This is a genomic window from Halomonas lysinitropha, from assembly GCF_902500215.1.
Classification (GTDB): domain Bacteria; phylum Pseudomonadota; class Gammaproteobacteria; order Pseudomonadales; family Halomonadaceae; genus Halomonas; species Halomonas lysinitropha.
Genome location: NZ_CABVOU010000024.1, coordinates 25257 through 41805 on the forward strand (window position 1 = coordinate 25257; position 16549 = coordinate 41805).

Here is a 16549-nt window from a genome sequence, read left to right on the forward strand (position 1 = left end):
ATTAAAAAGAACTTATCCATGGCTAGAGGAGAGCCAGGCAGGCCCTGACCGAGGCGGCGGAGCGGCCAAGGTCTCAGTCGAGTGTGTCCGCCGCCCCATGCTAGCTTGTCTGCTGTTGTCGGGTTGCGCGAATGGGCAGACCCGCCCGCGGGGCAGACGGCCGCTTCCCTGCACCCACGGCCGACTTCCATCGACCTCTCGACAAGCAGAACAACCCACCAAGGGAGCACCTCCATGAAGAAGATGAACAAATTTGCCCTCACCGGGCTGGCAGCGGGCGTTGCCCTCGCCGCCATGAGCTCCACTGCCCAGGCCCAGGAGCAGTGGACCATGACCACCACCTGGCCGGACAACCTGGACCTGATCCAGATCGACCGCCACTGGGTCGAGCTGGTCAACCACCTGGTCGGTGACGAACTCACGATCGAGTTCCGCGCCGGCGGCACCCTGATGCCCGGCACCGAGGTCTTCGATGCCACCCAGACCGGCAGCATCGAGGCCGCCGGCGACTGGCCCGGGTACTGGGCGGGTTACAGCCCGGCCTTCTCGCCGCTCGCCACCACCACCAGCCTGTTCAATGGCGTCGACTACCTGAACTGGATCATGGAGTGGGGCGGCTTCGACCTCTATCAGGAGGTCTATGGCGACTACAACATGGTCTACCTGCCCTACGGCATCACCAACAACGAGTCCGGCTTCCGCGGCGGCACGCCCATCGAGAGCATCGCCGACCTGGAGGGCAAGCGCCTGCGTCTTTCCGGCCGCGACCAGGGACGCGTGCTCGAGGAACTGGGCGGCTCCCAGGTCACCCTGGCCGGCGGCGAAATCTACCAGGCCATCGAGCGTGGCGTGGTCGACGGCGCCGAGTTCTCCACCCCGGGCGTGGACTACAAGGCCGGCTTCTCCGAGGTGGCCGACTACTGGTCCGTGCCGGGCTGGCATCAGTCTGCCAGCGTGTTCGGCGTGATGATCAACCAGGAGGCCTGGGACGCCCTCTCCGAGGAGACCCAGGAGACGCTGAAGATCGCCGCCGAGGCCACCATGGCCTGGTCGCTGGCCTGGTCCGAGCGCGAGTCCACCGAGGGCACGGTGAAGTTCAAGGAGGACGGCACCGAGATCAACCAGCTCTCCGAAGAGGACCTGGCCGAGATCCAGGAAATCACCAACAACGTGATCGTCCAGGGGGCCTGCGAGGACCCGATGCACGCCAAGGTCTATCACTCCATGATCAGCTACATGGAACACTACGCCAACTGGCGTGACATCTCGGTGCCCTACAACATGAGCCGCGTCACCGACAACCTGCCGTCGCTGGAGGAGATCGAAGCCTGCATGTAAGGCTTCGCCAGGGCCCTCCCTGGAGGGCCTGATGCCTGGCCGGCGGCCGATCGTCGCCGGCCGGCAGTGTGTCGTTCTCCCACTGATTCACGAGATCCCCGCACATGAACGCCATTGCCAAGGTCATCGATGCCCTCAACGAGGCATTCGGTCGCCTGATCGCCCCGCTGATCGCCGTGATCACGCTGATCGTGATCTACGATATTGCCATGCGCTTCTTCATCGGACGCCCCAGTGACTGGGCCTTCGATGTCACCAAGATGCTGTTCGGCGTCCACTTCATGCTGATGGCTGCCTACGGGCTGCGCCACCATGCCCATGTGGAGGTCGACGTCCTCAAGCGGCTGCTCTCGCGCCGCAAGCAGGCCGCCCTCGAGATCCTGGGCTATCTGATCTTCTTCGTGCCCTTCATCTGGATGCTGCTGACCCTGGGCTGGGACTTCTTCGAGCGCTCCTTCAGCCGCGGCGAGACCACTTACGGCATGGTCGCCATCCCTGTCTATCCGGTGAAGGCGGTCATCGTCATCGCCGCCTTCCTGATCCTGCTGCAGGCCGTTGCCATCGTCATTCGGGCCATCCAGCAACTGCGCGAGGAGGAGGCCGCATGAGTGCCGAAATGCTCACCCTGTTCATGTTCGGCGGCCTGCTGGTCGGCCTGTTCATGGGCCATCCGCTGGCCTTCGTGCTGGGCGGCATCGCCGTGCTCGGCGCCTGGCTCGGCCCCGGTGCCAAGATCCTCGGCACCCTGATCAACAATATCTACGGCAACGCCATGGACAACTACGTCCTGGTGGCCATCCCGCTGTTCATCCTGATGGCACGCTTCCTCAACGACTCGGGGGTCACCGAGAAGATGTTCGAGGCAATGCGCCTGCTGCTCGCCAACCTGCGCGGTGGCCTGGCGCTTACCGTGGTCATCGTCTCGGTGCTGCTGGCCGCCACCACCGGCATCGTCGGTGCCTCGATCGCGGTGATGGGCATGATCGCCCTGGTGCCAATGCTCAAGTACGGCTACAACAAGGAGCTCAGCACCGGCGTGATCATGGCCAGCGGCTGCCTGGGCATCCTGATTCCCCCGAGTATCATGCTGATCCTGATGGCCAGCTACTCGCCGGTCTCGGTGGGCGCGCTGTTCGCCGGCGCCCTGGTACCCGGTGTGATGCTGGGCGCCATGTATGCCCTCTATGTGCTGATTATTTGCTTTATCAAGCCTGCCTACGGCCCCCGCGTGCCAGCTGAAGAGCGTGCCGAGACCAGCACCCGCGAGCTGCTGATCATGCTGGCCAAGTACGTACTCCCCCCCATGTCGCTGATCCTGGGTGTGCTGGGCGCCCTATTCACCGGCATCGCTACCGCCACCGAGGCCTCAGCGATCGGCGTGACCATCGCCTTCCTGCTGTTCCTGATCTTCGGCGACCGCAAGATCTCGACCTGCTACCGCACGCTGATCGATGCCAGCAAGACCACCACCATGGTGATGCTGGTACTGGTCGGCGCCACCGCCTTCACTGGGGTCTTCTCCCGTGGCGGCGGCATGCAGGTGATCCACGACCTGGTCATGGCGATGCCGGGCGGCACCACGGGAGCGCTGATCCTGATGCTGTTTCTGGTCTTCATCCTGGGCATGTTCCTGGACTGGACCGGCATCGTGCTGTTGAGCTTCCCGATCATGCTGCCGATCGTCGAGAACATGGGTGTCGACGTGCTGTGGTTCGTGGTGATGGTCGCCGTGGTACTGCAGACCTCTTTCCTCACCCCACCCTTCGGCTATGCGCTCTTCTACCTCAAGGGGGTGGCACCACCTGGCGTTGAAATCGTCGATCTCTACAAGGCAGTGATTCCCTTCGTCGCCATTATCGTGCTGGCCTGCCTGCTGATGGCCTTCTTCCCCTCCCTGATCCTTGGCCTGCCGTCGGTTCTGCTGGGGTAGTCAGCGCGTAGCACCTGCCGTGGCAACACCAGGCGCCCGCCGCTCACCGAGCGGCGGGCGTTTATGTTGATGCGGATCAGTGGCAGTAGCTGCAGCCAGGAGGGGCAGCTGATACAATTCTCACGCGTAAATGCCTCGCATCCACAGCCTCCAGACTTCGCTGGAAGGAGACCTCGTTGACCAGACCGGCCAGTCCCCACGCCCGCGCTCCCGCCTCCTCCCGCTTATCGTTGCCCTTCAATGTCTGGAATGCCCTGACCATCGGCATCGCCCTGATCGTGGCACTGCCGGTCATCGTGGTGTTGGCGCACCTCTTCATGCCCGCCGAGGGCATCTGGCAGCACCTGGCCAGCACCGTGCTGCCCAGGTATCTCGGCAACACCCTCTTCCTGGTGGTAGCAGTGGGCCTGGGCACCTTCGTGATCGGCACCGGCTCCGCCTGGCTGGTGGTAATGTGCCGCTTTCCGGGGCGCCGCCTGTTCGAGTGGGGACTGCTGCTGCCGCTGGCGGTGCCGACCTATGTGATCGCCTATGCCTACACGGATTTCCTGCAGTTCGCCGGTCCTGTGCAGACCTGGCTGCGGGAGAGCTTCGGCTGGTCGGCTGGTGACTATTTCTTTCCCAACATCCGTTCCCTGGGGGGGGCGGCCACCCTCATCACCCTGGTGCTCTATCCCTATGTCTACATGCTGGCCAGAGCAGCCTTCCTGGAGCAATCGGTCTGCGTACTGGACGTAGGGCGCACCCTGGGACGGGGCCCCTGGCGGTTGTTCAGCGGCGTGGCCCTGCCGCTGGCGCGGCCAGCCATCGTCGGTGGGGTATCGCTGGCACTGATGGAGACCCTCAACGAATTCGGGGCGGTCCAGTACTTCGGGGTCGACACCTTCACCACCGGGATCTATCGCACCTGGTTCGGTATGGGCGAGCAGGTGGCCGCGGCCCAGCTTGCCGCCTGCCTGCTGGCGTTTGTCATCGCTCTGGTGCTGCTCGAGCGCGCCTCGCGCGGCAAGCGACGCTACTTCCATACCACCGGACGCTACCAGCATCTGCCGGAATTCGCGCTTTACGGCTGGCGAGCCTGGGCCGCCACCCTGGCCTGCCTGGCGCCGGTGCTGCTCGGCTTCCTGATTCCCAGCGGGCTGCTGGGCTACCTCTCGATCCAGGGCGGAGATGCCCTGTTCGGCTCGGCTTTCCTCGGCTTTGCCGGCAACAGCCTGATACTGGCGACACTCGCCTCGGTGGTCGCCGTAAGCCTGGCACTGCTGCTCAGCTACGGTGCTCGCCTGAACCCCGGCAAGGTGACGCGGATAGCGACCCGCGTGGCCGCCATGGGCTATGCGGTACCCGGCTCGGTGGTAGCGGTGGGCATCCTGATCCCCTTCGTGTGGCTGGACCACCAGATCAACGACTTCATGAAGGGGCAATTCGGGGTCGTGGTGGGGCTGCTGCTCAGCGGATCGGCCTTCATCCTGGTGTATGCCTACCTGGTGCGCTTCCTCGCCGTCTCCTTCAATGCCATCGAGGCGAGCCTTGGCAAGGTGACACCGAGCATGGATGCGGCCTCCCGGACCCTGGGTCAGACGGCAGGCGGCACCCTGCGCAAGGTGCATACCCCCATCATGCGCGGCAGCCTGATCGCCGCCGGCATCCTGGTATTCGTGGACGTGATGAAGGAGCTGCCGGCCACGGTGATCCTGCGCCCCTTCAACTTCGATACCCTGGCGATCCGCGCCCACAACCTCGCCGCGGACGAGCGTCTGGCCGAGGCATCGACCTCGTCACTGGCCATCGTGGCAGTAGGCATCCTGCCGGTGATACTGCTCAGCATCGCCATGCGCCGCTCCCGCCCCGGCAGCCGTTGAAGGCTCGAGGGGGAAGACGAAGACCTGGGAGGCATCCAGGCCGATCATGATCGGCTGGCCCTCACGGGGCAGGAAGACCCCCGGGGACCGGGCATGCAGGTGTGACTCCCGACCATCGGGGGTGTGGGCGCAGATATGCAGAAGGCTGGTGCGGCCAAGTAGCTTGGCCATGATGACATGACTGGGGTGATGCTCCGGGGGCTCGTCTAGTGGTACTACCCGCAGGGCCTCGGGACGGATCATCACGCGCACCCAGCTGCCATCGGGCTGCCCACTAGCGGAGACATCACCCACCGGTGTCGCCACCTTGCCATCCACCACGCGCCCCTCGAGATCGTTCACCTCGCCGAAGAAGGTGACCACGAAGGGATCGGTGGGGGCACAGTAGAGGTCAAGGGGTGTTCCCGCCTGCACTACCCGCCCTTCGCGCATCAGCACAATGCGATCGGCCATGAACATGGCCTCCTCCGGGTCGTGGGTCACCAGCAGCACCCCTGCGCCCAACTTCTTCAGCACGTGCAGGGTATCGTCACGGATCTGGTCACGCAGGCGAGCATCGAGGCTGGAAAAGGGCTCGTCGAGCAGCATCAGCTGCGGCGCCGGCGCCAGTGCCCGGGCCAGGGCGATGCGTTGCTGCTGTCCTCCCGAGAGCACGTGCGGGAAGACCCGGGCATAGCGTTCCATGCCCAGCAGCTCGAGTAGCTCGTAGGCACGTCGGCGACGCTGCTGGACAGGCTGCGACTCGAGCCCGAAGGCCACGTTGTCGAGCACCGACAGGTGAGGAAACAGCGCCGAGTCCTGAAAGGCCAGGCCGACATTGCGCTTCTCAGGTGGCACATGGGAGCGTCCGGCGCGTCCCATCGACTCGCCGCCCAGTTCCACACGCCCCTGTTGCACCCCCTCAAGCCCCGCAGCGATACGCAGCAGTGTGGACTTCCCGCAGCCGGAGGGGCCGAGCAGGCAGACGATCTCCCCGGGCTTGACCTCCAGAGAGACGTCCTCCACGGCCAGGACTTGCTGATAGGAATGGCGGACCTGGTGCATGGCGAGCACGGGCGCGGCATCGGTATTCTCGTCGATCGAGAGCATCGGTTGGCTAGTCATGGGATCTGAGCGGCCATTGGGAAAAAAGATATGGCCTGCATGGTAACGCGAAAACCTCCTGAATGCGTTGTACTATCGCTCGCATTTCGCACCGCCGGCGTCAAGAGACGATGATCCCTGACCTGGGTCAGGTTGCCCGCCAGCGGGCCTTGACGCCGAGGATGGGAGGCGCTTCAATAGCGAAATGCAATGCAAAGCATTATCATTCTGAACCACAACTCCGCAAAATGAGGTGTCCCATGCCGCTGAACCGTCGTCTCGCCTTGCCCCTCGCCGCCCTGGTGACCGGCTCCGCCATGGCCTCCCAGGCCGCTGCCGCCGAGGAGCTCAATGTCTATTCGGCTCGCCATTACGATTCCGACGAGGCGCTTTATGCCGCCTTCACCGAACAGACCGGGATCGAGGTCAATGTTCTCGAGGGCGACTCCGACCAGCTGATCCAGCGTCTCAAGCTGGAGGGCGAAGCCAGCCCCGCCGACGTGATGATCACAGTGGATGCCGGCCGTCTGTGGCGCGGCGAGCAGGAGGACATCTTCGCCAGCGTGGAATCGGAAGTGCTCAATGAGCGGCTGCCCGACTATATGCGCCATCCGGAAGGCAAGTGGTTCGGCTTCAGCCAGCGCGTCCGGGCGATCTTCATCGACCCCAGCGAAGTCGATGCCAGCGAGATCACAAGCTATGAGGATCTGGCCGATCCGCAGTTCGAGGGCCAGGTGTGCATTCGCTCATCGAACAACATCTACAACCAGTCGCTGCTGGCCTCGCTGGTTGCTCACCACGGTGAAGAAGAAGCCGAGGCGTGGGCAGAGGGCGTGGTCGACAACTTCGCGCGTGACCCCGAGGGCGGCGACACCGACCAGATCCGCGGCGTCGCCAGCGGCGAATGCAACATCGCCCTGGCCAACCACTACTACTACGTGCGCCTGGTCAACTCCGACAACGAGGCCGACCGCGAAGTGGCAGAGAATGTCGAGATCGTCTTCCCCAACCAGGAAGGTCGCGGCGCGCATGTCAACGTGGGCGGCGCCGGCGTGGTGAAGGGTGCGCCCAACGAGGAGAACGCCGTGCACTTCCTCGAGTTCCTCGCTTCAGACGAGGCCCAGGCTCTCTTCGCCACCGGCAACTACGAGTTTCCCGCCGTGGAGTCCGTGGAGACCGATGGCGTCATCGCCTCCTGGGGCGACTTCAAGAAGGATGACTTGAACGTCAGCGAACTGGGCAAGAACAACCCCGAAGCGGTGCGTATCTTCGATCGCGCCGGCTGGCGGTAAGCCTTCGGGACAGCCCGGACGAAAACGCCACCGCAGCCGCGGTGGCGTTTTTCATGGTCAGTGGGCCTCGTCCCAATTGGCCCCCGACTCGGCCTCGACGGTCAGCGCCACGTCTAGCCGGGCGGCGCCTTCCATGCGCCCCTTCACCTCCTTGATAAAGGCTTCGACCTGGCCTTTCTTGACCTCGAAGACCAGCTCGTCGTGAACCTGCATCACCATCACTGCATCGAAGTCCTCGCCCGAGAGCCAGGCATCGACGTCGATCATCGCCCGCTTGATGATGTCCGCCGCAGTGCCCTGCATGGGAGCGTTGATGGCGGTGCGCTCGGCCCCCTGGCGGCGGGCGCGGTTCTGGGAGTGGATCTCCGGCAGGTGGAGGCGCCGGCCGAAGACCGTCTCCACAAAGCCGTCCTCGGCCGCCTGGGCGCGAATGCGCTCCATGTAGCGAGCCACGCCGGGATAACGGTCGAAGTAGCGGTCGATGTAGGTCTGCGCCTGGCCGCGCTCGATCTGCAGCTGCCGACCCAGGCCCCAGGCGCTCATGCCGTAGATCAGTCCGAAGTTGATCGCCTTGGCGCTGCGCCGCTGGTCGGACGAGACCTTGGACAGCGCCACCCCGAACACCTCGGCGGCGGTGGCGGCGTGGATATCGCGGCCCTCGGCGAAGGCCTCGAGCAGCCCCTTGTCGCCGGAAAGATGGGCCATGATGCGCAGCTCAATCTGCGAGTAGTCGGCAGCGACGATCCGGTAGCCGGGCCGGGCGATAAAGGCCTGACGGATCTTGCGCCCCTCCTCGGTGCGAATGGGGATGTTCTGCAGGTTGGGATCCGATGACGACAGCCGGCCGGTGGCGGTGACCGCCTGGTGGTAGCTGGTATGCAGCCGCGCGGTAGCCTTGTTAACCAGCCGCGGCAGCTTGTCGGTGTAGGTGGACTTGAGCTTGGCGAGGCCTCGATGCTCCATGATCACCTTGGGCAGCGGGTAGTCCAGCGCCAGTTCCTCGAGCACCGCCTCCGCGGTGGAGGGCGCCCCCTTGGGGGTCTTCTTGATCACCGGGATCTTCTGCTCCTCGAACAGGATCTGCCCGAGCTGCTTGGGGGAGCCAAGGTTGAACTCGCGCCCGGCGAGCTCATGGGCACGAGCCTCCAGTTCGCGGATACGCGTCTCGAGCTCCTTGCTCTGAGCGTGCAGGCGCTCCGGGTCCAGCGCCACCCCGGTGCGCTCCATACGCGAGAGCACCGGGATAAGCGGCAGCTCGATCTCCTCGAGCACTTCGGCCAGCCTCCCTTCCGCTTCGACGCGGGGACGCAGCTCCTGGTGCAGGCGCAGGGTGATATCGACGTCCTCGCAGGCGTAGGGCGCGGCCTGTTCCAGGGCCACCTGGTTGAAGGTGAGCTGCTTGGCGCCCTTCCCGGCGATCTCCTCGAAGGAGATGGTCTTCTCGCCCAGGTACTTGAGGGCCAGGGAATCCATGTCGTGGCGGGTCGCTGTGGAGTCGAGCACATAGGACTCCAGCATGGTGTCCTCCAGGGGCCCGACTACCTCGATGCCGTAATTGGCCAGCACCGAGATGTCATACTTGAGGTTCTGGCCGATCTTGGTCTTGCCGGCGTATTGCCAGAGGGGTCGCAGGGCCTCGAGCACCGCCTCGCGGTCAAGCTGCTCGGGGGCATCGAGGTAGTCATGGGCCAACGGAATATAGGCCGCCTCGCCCGGCGTGAGCGCGAGCCCGACGCCGACCACCTGCGCCTCCATGTAGTTCAGGCTGGTGGTCTCCAGATCGAAGCAGAAGGTATCACTCGCCTCGAGCCGCTCGAGCCAGGCGTCGAGATCGGCCTGGGCGAGGATCACATGGTCCTCACGGTCGGCGGGGCTGCCCGAGCTTGTCGCCCCCTCATCCTCGGCCGGCAACGGCGTACCGCCTGCCGCGTAGTCGACCCCTTCGTCCTTGCCCTCGAGCAGCTCGGAGAGCCAGGCCCGGAATTCCAGCCGGCGATAGAGCTCGAGCAGCGCCTCACGGTCGGGATGGGCGATGTCCAGGTCGTCGAGCCCCACCGGCAGCTTACAGTCGGTCTTGATGGTGGCCAGTCGGTACGAGAGGAAGGCCTGGTCGCGGTACTCCTCGAGCTTCTTGGGCAGCGTCTTGGCACCGCGAAAGTCCAGCGCCTTGATCTTTTCCAGGTCGTCATAGAGGGTCTCGAGCCCACCATCTATGCCCTGCAGCAGGCCCAGTGCGGTCTTCTCGCCGACACCCGGCACGCCGGGGATGTTGTCGACCTTGTCGCCCATCAGGGCCAGGAAATCGATGATACGCTCCGGGGGCAACCCGAACTTCTCCGTCACGCCGTCGACGTCCAGCGTCTCGTCCTTCATGGTATTGACGAGGGTGATGTGCTCGTTGACCAGCTGGGCCATGTCCTTGTCGCCGGTGGATATCACTGCATCACGGCCGGCTTCGGTAGCCTGATGGGCCAGAGTGCCAATGACGTCGTCCGCCTCTACCCCCTCGATGCACAGCAGCGGCAAACCAAGCGCCTCTACGCAGTCGTGCAGCGGTTGCACCTGGGAGCGCAGATCATCGGGCATCGGTGGCCGGTGAGCCTTGTACTGTTCGAACAACTCATCCCGAAATGTCTTGCCCGGGGCATCGAAGACCACCGCCATGGGGCTGTCGGGATAGTCCTTGATCAGCCGCTTGAGCATGTTGAGCACGCCCTTGATCGCGCCGGTGGGCTGGCCATCTGAGGTAGTCAGCGGCGGCAGGGCGTGAAAGGCGCGGTACAGATAGGAGGAACCGTCGACGAGAACGATGGGCGTATCGGCCATATAAGGTATCCATTGAAGCGTGGCGTGAGGTGATCCTGATGATCCATGATACCCATTGCCACCATCTTTTGCCGTGGGCGGTAGGCCGGGCGGCCGCAACCCCCTACACTGTAGGCAATCCCGCTTCCCGCCACGTGCGGCCCTGGAGGTCATCATGAAGAAGATCGCGAGTTGCTCGACCACCGCCCTGCTGCTGGCCCTCGCCCTGACCACCGGTGGCAGTGCCCTGGCGCAGTCCTCCGGCGACCTCGAGCCGGATATCACCGTCCGCCAGGAGGAGGATCGCACCATCCGCGAGTACCGCGTCAACGGCGAGCTCTATGCCATCGAGATCCGCCCCTCTTCCGGCCCCTCCTACTACCTCGTCGACCACGACGGCGACGGCGACTTCGAGCGCCGGGAGGGTGACCGCATCGCCGTTCCCCAGTGGGTATTGAAGACCTTCTGAACCTGCTGCCACCTCCTTACGACTCCTGGCTTCGGCAGGGTCTCTGCCGCGGCAGAGGCACGTGCATCGGTGTGCCAAATCGCTACAATAGGCGGCTTAGCATTTCCCGGGCGAGAGACACATGGCCGTATTCACACCGCTTACCGAACCTCAGGTCGTCGAGCTCCTCAGCCGCTTCGATGCCGGCTCACTGGTTTCCCTTGAGGGAGTGCCCGCCGGCACCGAAAATACCACCTTCTTCGTCACCACCGACCGACGCGAACTGGTGCTGACCCTGTTCGAACAGGGCGAGCACGAGGAACTGCCGTTCTTCGTCGAGCTACTCGACTATCTTGACGAACACCGATTGCCGGTACCCGGGCCCCTGCATGACCGTGACGGGATCGCCCTGCACGCCCTGGCCGGCAAGCCGGCACTGCTGTTCCCGAAACTGCCGGGCCGGCACCCGAAGGATCCGAACCTGGCCCAGTGCCGCGAGCTCGGCGACACGCTGGGTCGCATGCACATGGTCTCCCGCCATTTCCCCGGCCACCGCCCCAATCCGCGGGACCTGCACTGGCTGCTGCCCATGCACCACAAGGTGCTGGTCTATCTCTCCCCACAGGATCAGGCGTTGATGAAAGACGAGGTGGAAATCTACCAGGAGTCATTGGGCAACGCCCCCGACCTCCCCCAGGGCGCGCTTCACGGTGACCTGTTCCGCGACAACACCCTCTTCGATGGCGACCGCCTGGGTGGGCTGATCGACTTCTACAACGGCTGCACCGGTGATCTGCTGTTTGACCTGGCCATCGTCATCAACGACTGGGCCAGCGGACCCGATGGCCGCCTGGATGCCGCACGGCACGATGCCATCCTCGCGGCCTATCTGGCGCGCCGACCGCTGACCGCCGCCGAGCGAAACGCCTGGCCGATGATGCTGCGCCTGACCGCGTTGCGCTACTGGCTCTCGCGTCTGCTGGTGGTCTACGTGGACCCGCCGGCCCACGACCTCACCCCCCATGATCCCGAGCAGTTCCGTACCATTCTCAAGGCGCGCCTGGAACACGGCGCCCTGCCGCTGCCCGAGGTGAACGAATGAGCCAGCCCAAGAATAGTGCCGCCGACCCGGCACAACGCGCCCGGCGCACCTGGAACATCGATCAGTGGGGCAGCGGCTACTTCGACGTCGACAACAACGGCCATGCCCTGGTGCGCCCACTGGGCAGCGAGGCCGAGGGCCCGGCCCTGCCACTGAACGACCTGGTGACGGAACTCCGCCAGGCCGGGCTGCGGCTGCCGGTGCTGGTTCGCTTCACCGACATCCTCCACGATCGCGTCGAGCAGCTCTGCGCCGCCTTCGATACCGCCATGCAGGAGGAGGAGTTCGGTGGCGGCTACACCGCGGTCTATCCGATCAAGGTCAACCAGCAGCGCCGGGTGGTGGAAGAGATCCTGGGCACCCAGGAGCGCGGCCATGGCCGGGTGGGACTCGAGGCCGGCAGCAAGCCGGAGCTACTCGCCGTGCTGGCACTCTCCGGCGACGGCCCTTCGCTGATCGTCTGTAATGGCTACAAGGACCGCGAGTACGTGCGCCTGGCCCTGATGGGCGAGAAGCTCGGCCACCGGGTCTACCTGGTGGTAGAGAAGCTCTCGGAGCTGCCGCTGATTCTCGAGGAAGCCGAACGCATCGGCGTGACGCCACGCATCGGCCTGCGCGCCCGCCTGGCCACCGTGGGACGCGGCCGCTGGCAGAACACCGGTGGCGAGAAGTCCAAGTTTGGCCTCACGGCCAGCCAGGTACTGGCGGTGGTGGAGCAGCTGCGAGAGGCCGATGCCCTGGCCAGCCTCCAGCTGGTGCATTTCCATCTGGGCTCGCAGATCGCCAACATTCGCGACATCCAGCGTGGACTGCGCGAGTGTGCGCGCTTCTATCAGAGCCTGGTGGAGCTTGGCGCCCCGGTGGACACCGTCGACGTGGGCGGCGGCCTGGGCGTCGACTACGAGGGCACCCGCTCGCGAAGCTTCTGCTCGGCCAACTACTCCATGCTGGAGTACGCGCGTAACGTGGTGTACGCCTTCCGCCTAGCCTGTCAGGAGCTCGACCTGCCCCAGCCCCACCTGATCAGCGAGTCGGGCCGGGCGCTCACCGCTCACCATGCGGTACTGATCACCAACGTGATCGGCGAGGAGCGCATCGGCGAGGAGGCGCCCCCGCGCCGAGTCGTGGGCGACCCGCAGGTGGATGAGCTGTGGCGCGTCCATGACCTGCTGCACGAACAGGCCGAGCCTCGCGGCCTGGTGGAGGGTTGGCATGACCTGGTGCAGGCCATGGGCGAACTCCATGAGCGCTTCGTGATGGGCCTCACCGACATCACCGCCCGTGCCGAGGGCGAGGGCGTCTACTTCGCCGCCTGTGCCCGGTTACGCGCTCGGCTCGATACCCGAAACCGTGCCCACCGCGAGATCAACGACGAGCTGGCAGAGAAGCTCGCTGACAAGCTGTTCGTCAACTTCTCGCTGTTCCAGTCGGTGCCCGACGTCTGGGGGATCCAGCAGATCTTCCCGGTACTGCCGCTGACCGGCCTGGACCGTGAGCCGGTGCGTCGCGGCGTCATCCAGGACATCACCTGCGACTCGGACGGTCGCATCGACGGCTATGTGGATGGCCAGGGCGTGGAGACCACTCTGCCGCTGCCGGAATGGCAGGAGGGCGACGAGAAGCTCATCGGCTTCTTCATGGTGGGCGCCTACCAGGAGATTCTCGGCGATCTGCACAACCTGTTCGGCGACACCGACTCGGCGGATGCCGCCTTGGACGGCAACGGCTGCTGGTCGATCAGCCAGATCCAGCAGGGGGACCGGGTTTCCGACGTGCTCGGCTACGTCAACTTCGACGTCGCCGCCTTGCGCGAGCGGCTGGCCGAGCAGCTTGCGCGCAGCGGCCTGGAGCAGGCTGAACAGCAGGCCTTCCTCGACGACCTCTCGGATGGCCTTGACGGCTACACCTACCTGGAGTAGATGCACGTCACCTGGAACGCGAAGACGCCCCGCAGACTGCGTGCTGCGGGGCGTCTTCTTTTCAGAGGGGCGCCGTGGTGCTAATCCACCACGCGGGTGGTGACCTCCAGTCCGCCGGTAAGGGTGAAGTGCAGCGTCACCCCACGCTCCAGCGGGCCCACCCCTGCCGGGGTACCGGTGAGTACCACGTCCCCCGGTTGCAAGGTGAAGTGGCGGCTCATCTCCGCCACCAGGGTCGCCACCGGGAACAGCATATCCGCCCCTTCTCCATGCTGACGAGACTCGCCATCCACTTCCAGGGAAAAGGAGATACCGCTCCAGTTGGGCACCTGCGAAAGCGGCAGGAAAGAGGAAATCGGGCAGGCCCCATCGAAGGCCTTGGCGATCTCCCAGGGATGCCCTTTCTCCTTGAGGCGCGACTGGACATCACGCAGGGTCAGATCCAGCGCCAGGCCGATGCCGACGATGCCCCGCTCGGCCTCGTCGTTCGTGACGCGGGAAAGCTCTTCGCCAATCAGCAGCGCCAACTCCGTCTCATAGTGAACCTCACCCCGCTCGAAAGGAGCATCGACCGGCTGCTCCAGGGGGACGGCGGCCGTCGCCGGTTTGATGAACAGCAAGGGCTCGCTGGGTACCGGGTTATCCAGTTCCCGCGCATGGTCGGCATAGTTGCGGCCGACGCAGACGATCTTGCCCAGGGGCTCGGGGAACGGCTGGCCATCGGTGAAACGTGGCACGAAGCGCATGGCGGTTGTTCTCCTTCTGGTGATCGCCGCCGCGATCAGGCGACAGGGTTCCAGTCTACTCCAGCGACAACCTGGGTCCAGTGTACCGACGGCACCGACCCATCACGCTGACGCCGTGATTAAGAGGCCGAACGATGCCATACGATAATGCTGCGGAAATATCGAGGACCAAAAAAAGCCACCTCGACGGGCGGCCTCTTTGTGCTGCAACTCATTGTATTCTAGGCGTCTGGCCGAGAACTTCCCGATGCTTGATTGGTGCCGGCAGCAGGAGTCGAACCCGCGACCTACTGATTACAAGTCAGTTGCTCTACCAACTGAGCTATGCCGGCTCGGGAACCGACTCGAGTCACAGAATCGGAAACAGGGTTGGCGTGGCTGGGGTACCAGGATTCGAACCTGGGAATGCCGATACCAAAAACCGGTGCCTTACCACTTGGCTATACCCCAGCAGATTGGTGGCCAGAGACGGAATCGAACCGCCGACACGGGGATTTTCAATCCCCTGCTCTACCGACTGAGCTATCTGGCCGCTGCCAACGGGGCGTATTAAACCCTAGCGAACCGTTTCCGTCAACCCCTTCCGTTTCAGAAAGATGGCCGGAGAACGGCGACATGACGGGGCTACTGGGTCGGGGGCACATAACCCTCGGCCTGGTCGGTTTCACGGTTATCGAGGAAGCGCTCCATCTGCTCCATCAGATACTCGCGCGAGGCGGCGTCGAGCATGTTGAGGTGCTTCTCGTTGATCAGGCGAGTCTGCAGCGCCTGCCACTCTTCCCAGGCCTGCCGGGAGACGTTGGCCTGGATCTCCTGCCCCTTCTTTCCGGGCAACGGCGGGAACGGCAAGGCGTCCATTTCCTTCTGGTACTTGCGGCAGAAGACGGTCTGGCTCATCGGGGTCTCTCCTCGTGCGTGGGTCAGGGCCCGGCGGTAGTGGTCAGTGTGAAAGGCGCCAGCGACGCCAGCAGTGCCTTGACCGGTGCCGCCAGGCCGATGCTGGCGGGCTCAGTAGGATCGTACCAGCAGTGCGCCTCGCCCACCGAGTCCAGCCGGTCGATGCGTGCCGGCTGAGGGGTGATCTCGAGGCGGAAGTGGCTGAAGGCATGCGTGAAGGGCGTCCAGGCGAGTTGGAGTTCACTGCCCGGCGCCCGGGCGTCCAGCCAGGCCTGCAGCGCCTGAATATCGTCAAACTGGGGCAGGCTCCAGAGCCCACCCCATAGGCCGTTGGAGGGTCGCTGTTCGAGCAGCACACGTCCCTCTCGGTCCTGCAGCAGCAACATGACGGTCATGCGCGTGGACAGGGTCTTCTTCGGCTTGGACTCGGGGAAGCGCTTTTCCTCACCACGGGCGTGGGCCAGGCAAACCTCCTCAAAGGGGCAGCGGGCGCAATCTGGCGTGCCACGCCGACACAGGGTCGCGCCCAGATCCATCATTGCCTGGGTGAAGTCGACCAGCCGCTCCTCGGGCGTGTAATGCTCGGCCAGGGCCCAGAGCCGGCGCTCCACCGCCGGCCGTCCCGGCCAGCCCTCCACGGCGTGCAGGCGGGTGAGGACCCGCTTGACGTTGCCGTCGAGAATCACCGCGCGCCGTCCGGTGCTCTGGGCAATGATCGCGCCGGCCGTGGAGCGGCCGATGCCGGGCAGGGCCGCCATTTCCTCGAGACAGTGGACGGGAAGCTCCCCACCATGTTCATCGACCACCGCCCGGGCAGCCTTGTGCAGGTTGCGACCCCGGGCGTAGTAGCCAAGGCCGGTCCACAGGTGCAGCACCTCGTCCTGGTCGGCCGCCGCCAGCGCCTCAACGTCGGGAAAGCGCACCATGAAGCGCTCGAAATAGGGGATCACCGTGGCCACCTGGGTCTGCTGCAGCATGATCTCCGAGACCCATACCCGGTAGGGGGTGCGCTCATACTGCCAGGGCAGGTCGTGGCGGCCGTGCGAGTCGAACCAGGCGAGCAGGCGCTGCTGGAAGCGCTTCGGCGGCAGGATGGCTGGCGGCATGTCCGTCATGGGGCTCTCACT

The 16549-nt window shown here is 64.8% G+C and carries 13 protein-coding genes and 3 tRNA genes; 8 read left to right on the forward strand and 8 right to left on the reverse strand.

Features of this window, described 5'->3' with window-relative positions:
* Window positions 1–234: 234 nt before the first annotated feature.
* The 4 genes from dctP to HALO32_RS04355 all read left to right on the forward strand — a co-directional run bounded on the left by dctP (window position 235) and on the right by HALO32_RS04355 (window position 5130).
* Window positions 235–1338 carry a TRAP transporter substrate-binding protein DctP gene (dctP, locus tag HALO32_RS04340; RefSeq protein ID WP_151442562.1) on the forward strand — a complete coding sequence of 368 codons (1104 nt, stop codon included), beginning with the start codon at window positions 235–237 and terminating at the stop codon, window positions 1336–1338.
* A gap of 104 nt (window positions 1339–1442) precedes the next feature.
* Window positions 1443–1946 carry a TRAP transporter small permease subunit gene (locus HALO32_RS04345; protein WP_151442563.1) on the forward strand — a complete coding sequence of 168 codons (504 nt, stop codon included), beginning with the start codon at window positions 1443–1445 and terminating at the stop codon, window positions 1944–1946.
* Window positions 1943–3268, forward strand: a complete 1326-nt coding sequence (locus HALO32_RS04350; protein WP_151442564.1) for a TRAP transporter large permease — start codon at window positions 1943–1945, stop codon at window positions 3266–3268. Before HALO32_RS04345 ends, HALO32_RS04350 begins: the two co-directional genes overlap by 4 nt.
* Before the next feature lie 176 nt (window positions 3269–3444).
* On the forward strand, window positions 3445–5130 hold the full coding sequence (locus HALO32_RS04355; protein WP_407646824.1) for an ABC transporter permease: 1686 nt from the start codon (window positions 3445–3447) through the stop codon (window positions 5128–5130).
* Here HALO32_RS04355 and HALO32_RS04360 read toward each other — a convergent pair.
* Window positions 5047–6234, reverse strand: a complete 1188-nt coding sequence (locus tag HALO32_RS04360; RefSeq protein ID WP_151442565.1) for an ABC transporter ATP-binding protein — start codon at window positions 6232–6234, stop codon at window positions 5047–5049. The genes HALO32_RS04355 and HALO32_RS04360 overlap by 84 nt on opposite strands.
* Before the next feature lie 239 nt (window positions 6235–6473).
* Between HALO32_RS04360 and HALO32_RS04365 the strand changes: the two genes are divergently transcribed.
* A complete protein-coding gene (locus tag HALO32_RS04365; protein WP_151442566.1) occupies window positions 6474–7505 on the forward strand; it encodes a Fe(3+) ABC transporter substrate-binding protein in 1032 nt (343 codons plus the stop codon).
* A 57-nt stretch (window positions 7506–7562) separates the two neighbouring features.
* Here HALO32_RS04365 and polA read toward each other — a convergent pair whose 3' ends face one another.
* The gene (gene polA, locus HALO32_RS04370; RefSeq protein ID WP_151442567.1) at window positions 7563–10331 is read right to left on the reverse strand and encodes a DNA polymerase I; all 2769 of its coding nucleotides are present in this window, start codon (window positions 10329–10331) and stop codon (window positions 7563–7565) included.
* Between the two features lie 154 nt (window positions 10332–10485).
* Here polA and HALO32_RS04375 point away from each other — a divergent pair, with 154 nt between their 5' ends.
* The 3 genes from HALO32_RS04375 (at window position 10486) to speA (ending at window position 13779) form a co-directional block, all read left to right on the forward strand.
* The gene (locus HALO32_RS04375; protein ID WP_151442568.1) at window positions 10486–10779 is read left to right on the forward strand and encodes a DUF2782 domain-containing protein; all 294 of its coding nucleotides are present in this window, start codon (window positions 10486–10488) and stop codon (window positions 10777–10779) included.
* A gap of 121 nt (window positions 10780–10900) precedes the next feature.
* Complete coding sequence (locus HALO32_RS04380) at window positions 10901–11860, forward strand: homoserine kinase (protein ID WP_151442569.1); 960 nt, start codon at window positions 10901–10903, stop codon at window positions 11858–11860.
* A complete protein-coding gene (speA, locus tag HALO32_RS04385; protein WP_151442570.1) occupies window positions 11857–13779 on the forward strand; it encodes a biosynthetic arginine decarboxylase in 1923 nt (640 codons plus the stop codon). Before HALO32_RS04380 ends, speA begins: the two co-directional genes overlap by 4 nt.
* Before the next feature lie 80 nt (window positions 13780–13859).
* Here the strand turns inward: speA and HALO32_RS04390 are convergent, their stop codons facing one another.
* The 6 genes from HALO32_RS04390 to mutY all read right to left on the reverse strand — a co-directional run bounded on the left by HALO32_RS04390 (window position 13860) and on the right by mutY (window position 16537).
* On the reverse strand, window positions 13860–14525 hold the full coding sequence (locus tag HALO32_RS04390; protein WP_151442571.1) for a fumarylacetoacetate hydrolase family protein: 666 nt from the start codon (window positions 14523–14525) through the stop codon (window positions 13860–13862).
* A 256-nt stretch (window positions 14526–14781) separates the two neighbouring features.
* A tRNA-Thr gene (locus HALO32_RS04395) sits at window positions 14782–14857 on the reverse strand.
* A 43-nt stretch (window positions 14858–14900) separates the two neighbouring features.
* Window positions 14901–14975, reverse strand: a tRNA-Gln gene (locus HALO32_RS04400).
* A gap of 6 nt (window positions 14976–14981) precedes the next feature.
* Window positions 14982–15057 (reverse strand) — tRNA-Phe (locus HALO32_RS04405).
* Between the two features lie 92 nt (window positions 15058–15149).
* Window positions 15150–15422, reverse strand: coding sequence for an oxidative damage protection protein (locus HALO32_RS04410; protein WP_151442572.1), 273 nt, complete (start codon window positions 15420–15422; stop codon window positions 15150–15152).
* A 23-nt stretch (window positions 15423–15445) separates the two neighbouring features.
* Window positions 15446–16537, reverse strand: coding sequence for an A/G-specific adenine glycosylase (mutY, locus tag HALO32_RS04415; RefSeq protein ID WP_151442573.1), 1092 nt, complete (start codon window positions 16535–16537; stop codon window positions 15446–15448).
* Between the last annotated feature and the right edge of the window lie 12 nt (window positions 16538–16549).

What these genes read in the sequence shown, in the direction of transcription:
- dctP (WP_151442562.1), top strand. Translation starts at nt 235, where the DNA reads ATGAAGAAGATGAACAAATTTGCCCTCACCGGGCTGGCAGCGGGCGTT.
- HALO32_RS04345 (WP_151442563.1), top strand. Translation starts at nt 1,443, where the DNA reads ATGAACGCCATTGCCAAGGTCATCGATGCCCTCAACGAGGCATTCGGT.
- HALO32_RS04350 (WP_151442564.1), top strand. Translation starts at nt 1,943, where the DNA reads ATGAGTGCCGAAATGCTCACCCTGTTCATGTTCGGCGGCCTGCTGGTC.
- HALO32_RS04360 (WP_151442565.1), bottom strand. Translation starts at nt 6,234, where the DNA reads ATGACTAGCCAACCGATGCTCTCGATCGACGAGAATACCGATGCCGCG.
- HALO32_RS04365 (WP_151442566.1), top strand. Translation starts at nt 6,474, where the DNA reads ATGCCGCTGAACCGTCGTCTCGCCTTGCCCCTCGCCGCCCTGGTGACC.
- polA (WP_151442567.1), bottom strand. Translation starts at nt 10,331, where the DNA reads ATGGCCGATACGCCCATCGTTCTCGTCGACGGTTCCTCCTATCTGTAC.
- HALO32_RS04375 (WP_151442568.1), top strand. Translation starts at nt 10,486, where the DNA reads ATGAAGAAGATCGCGAGTTGCTCGACCACCGCCCTGCTGCTGGCCCTC.
- HALO32_RS04380 (WP_151442569.1), top strand. Translation starts at nt 10,901, where the DNA reads ATGGCCGTATTCACACCGCTTACCGAACCTCAGGTCGTCGAGCTCCTC.
- speA (WP_151442570.1), top strand. Translation starts at nt 11,857, where the DNA reads ATGAGCCAGCCCAAGAATAGTGCCGCCGACCCGGCACAACGCGCCCGG.
- HALO32_RS04390 (WP_151442571.1), bottom strand. Translation starts at nt 14,525, where the DNA reads ATGCGCTTCGTGCCACGTTTCACCGATGGCCAGCCGTTCCCCGAGCCC.
- HALO32_RS04410 (WP_151442572.1), bottom strand. Translation starts at nt 15,422, where the DNA reads ATGAGCCAGACCGTCTTCTGCCGCAAGTACCAGAAGGAAATGGACGCC.
- mutY (WP_151442573.1), bottom strand. Translation starts at nt 16,537, where the DNA reads ATGACGGACATGCCGCCAGCCATCCTGCCGCCGAAGCGCTTCCAGCAG.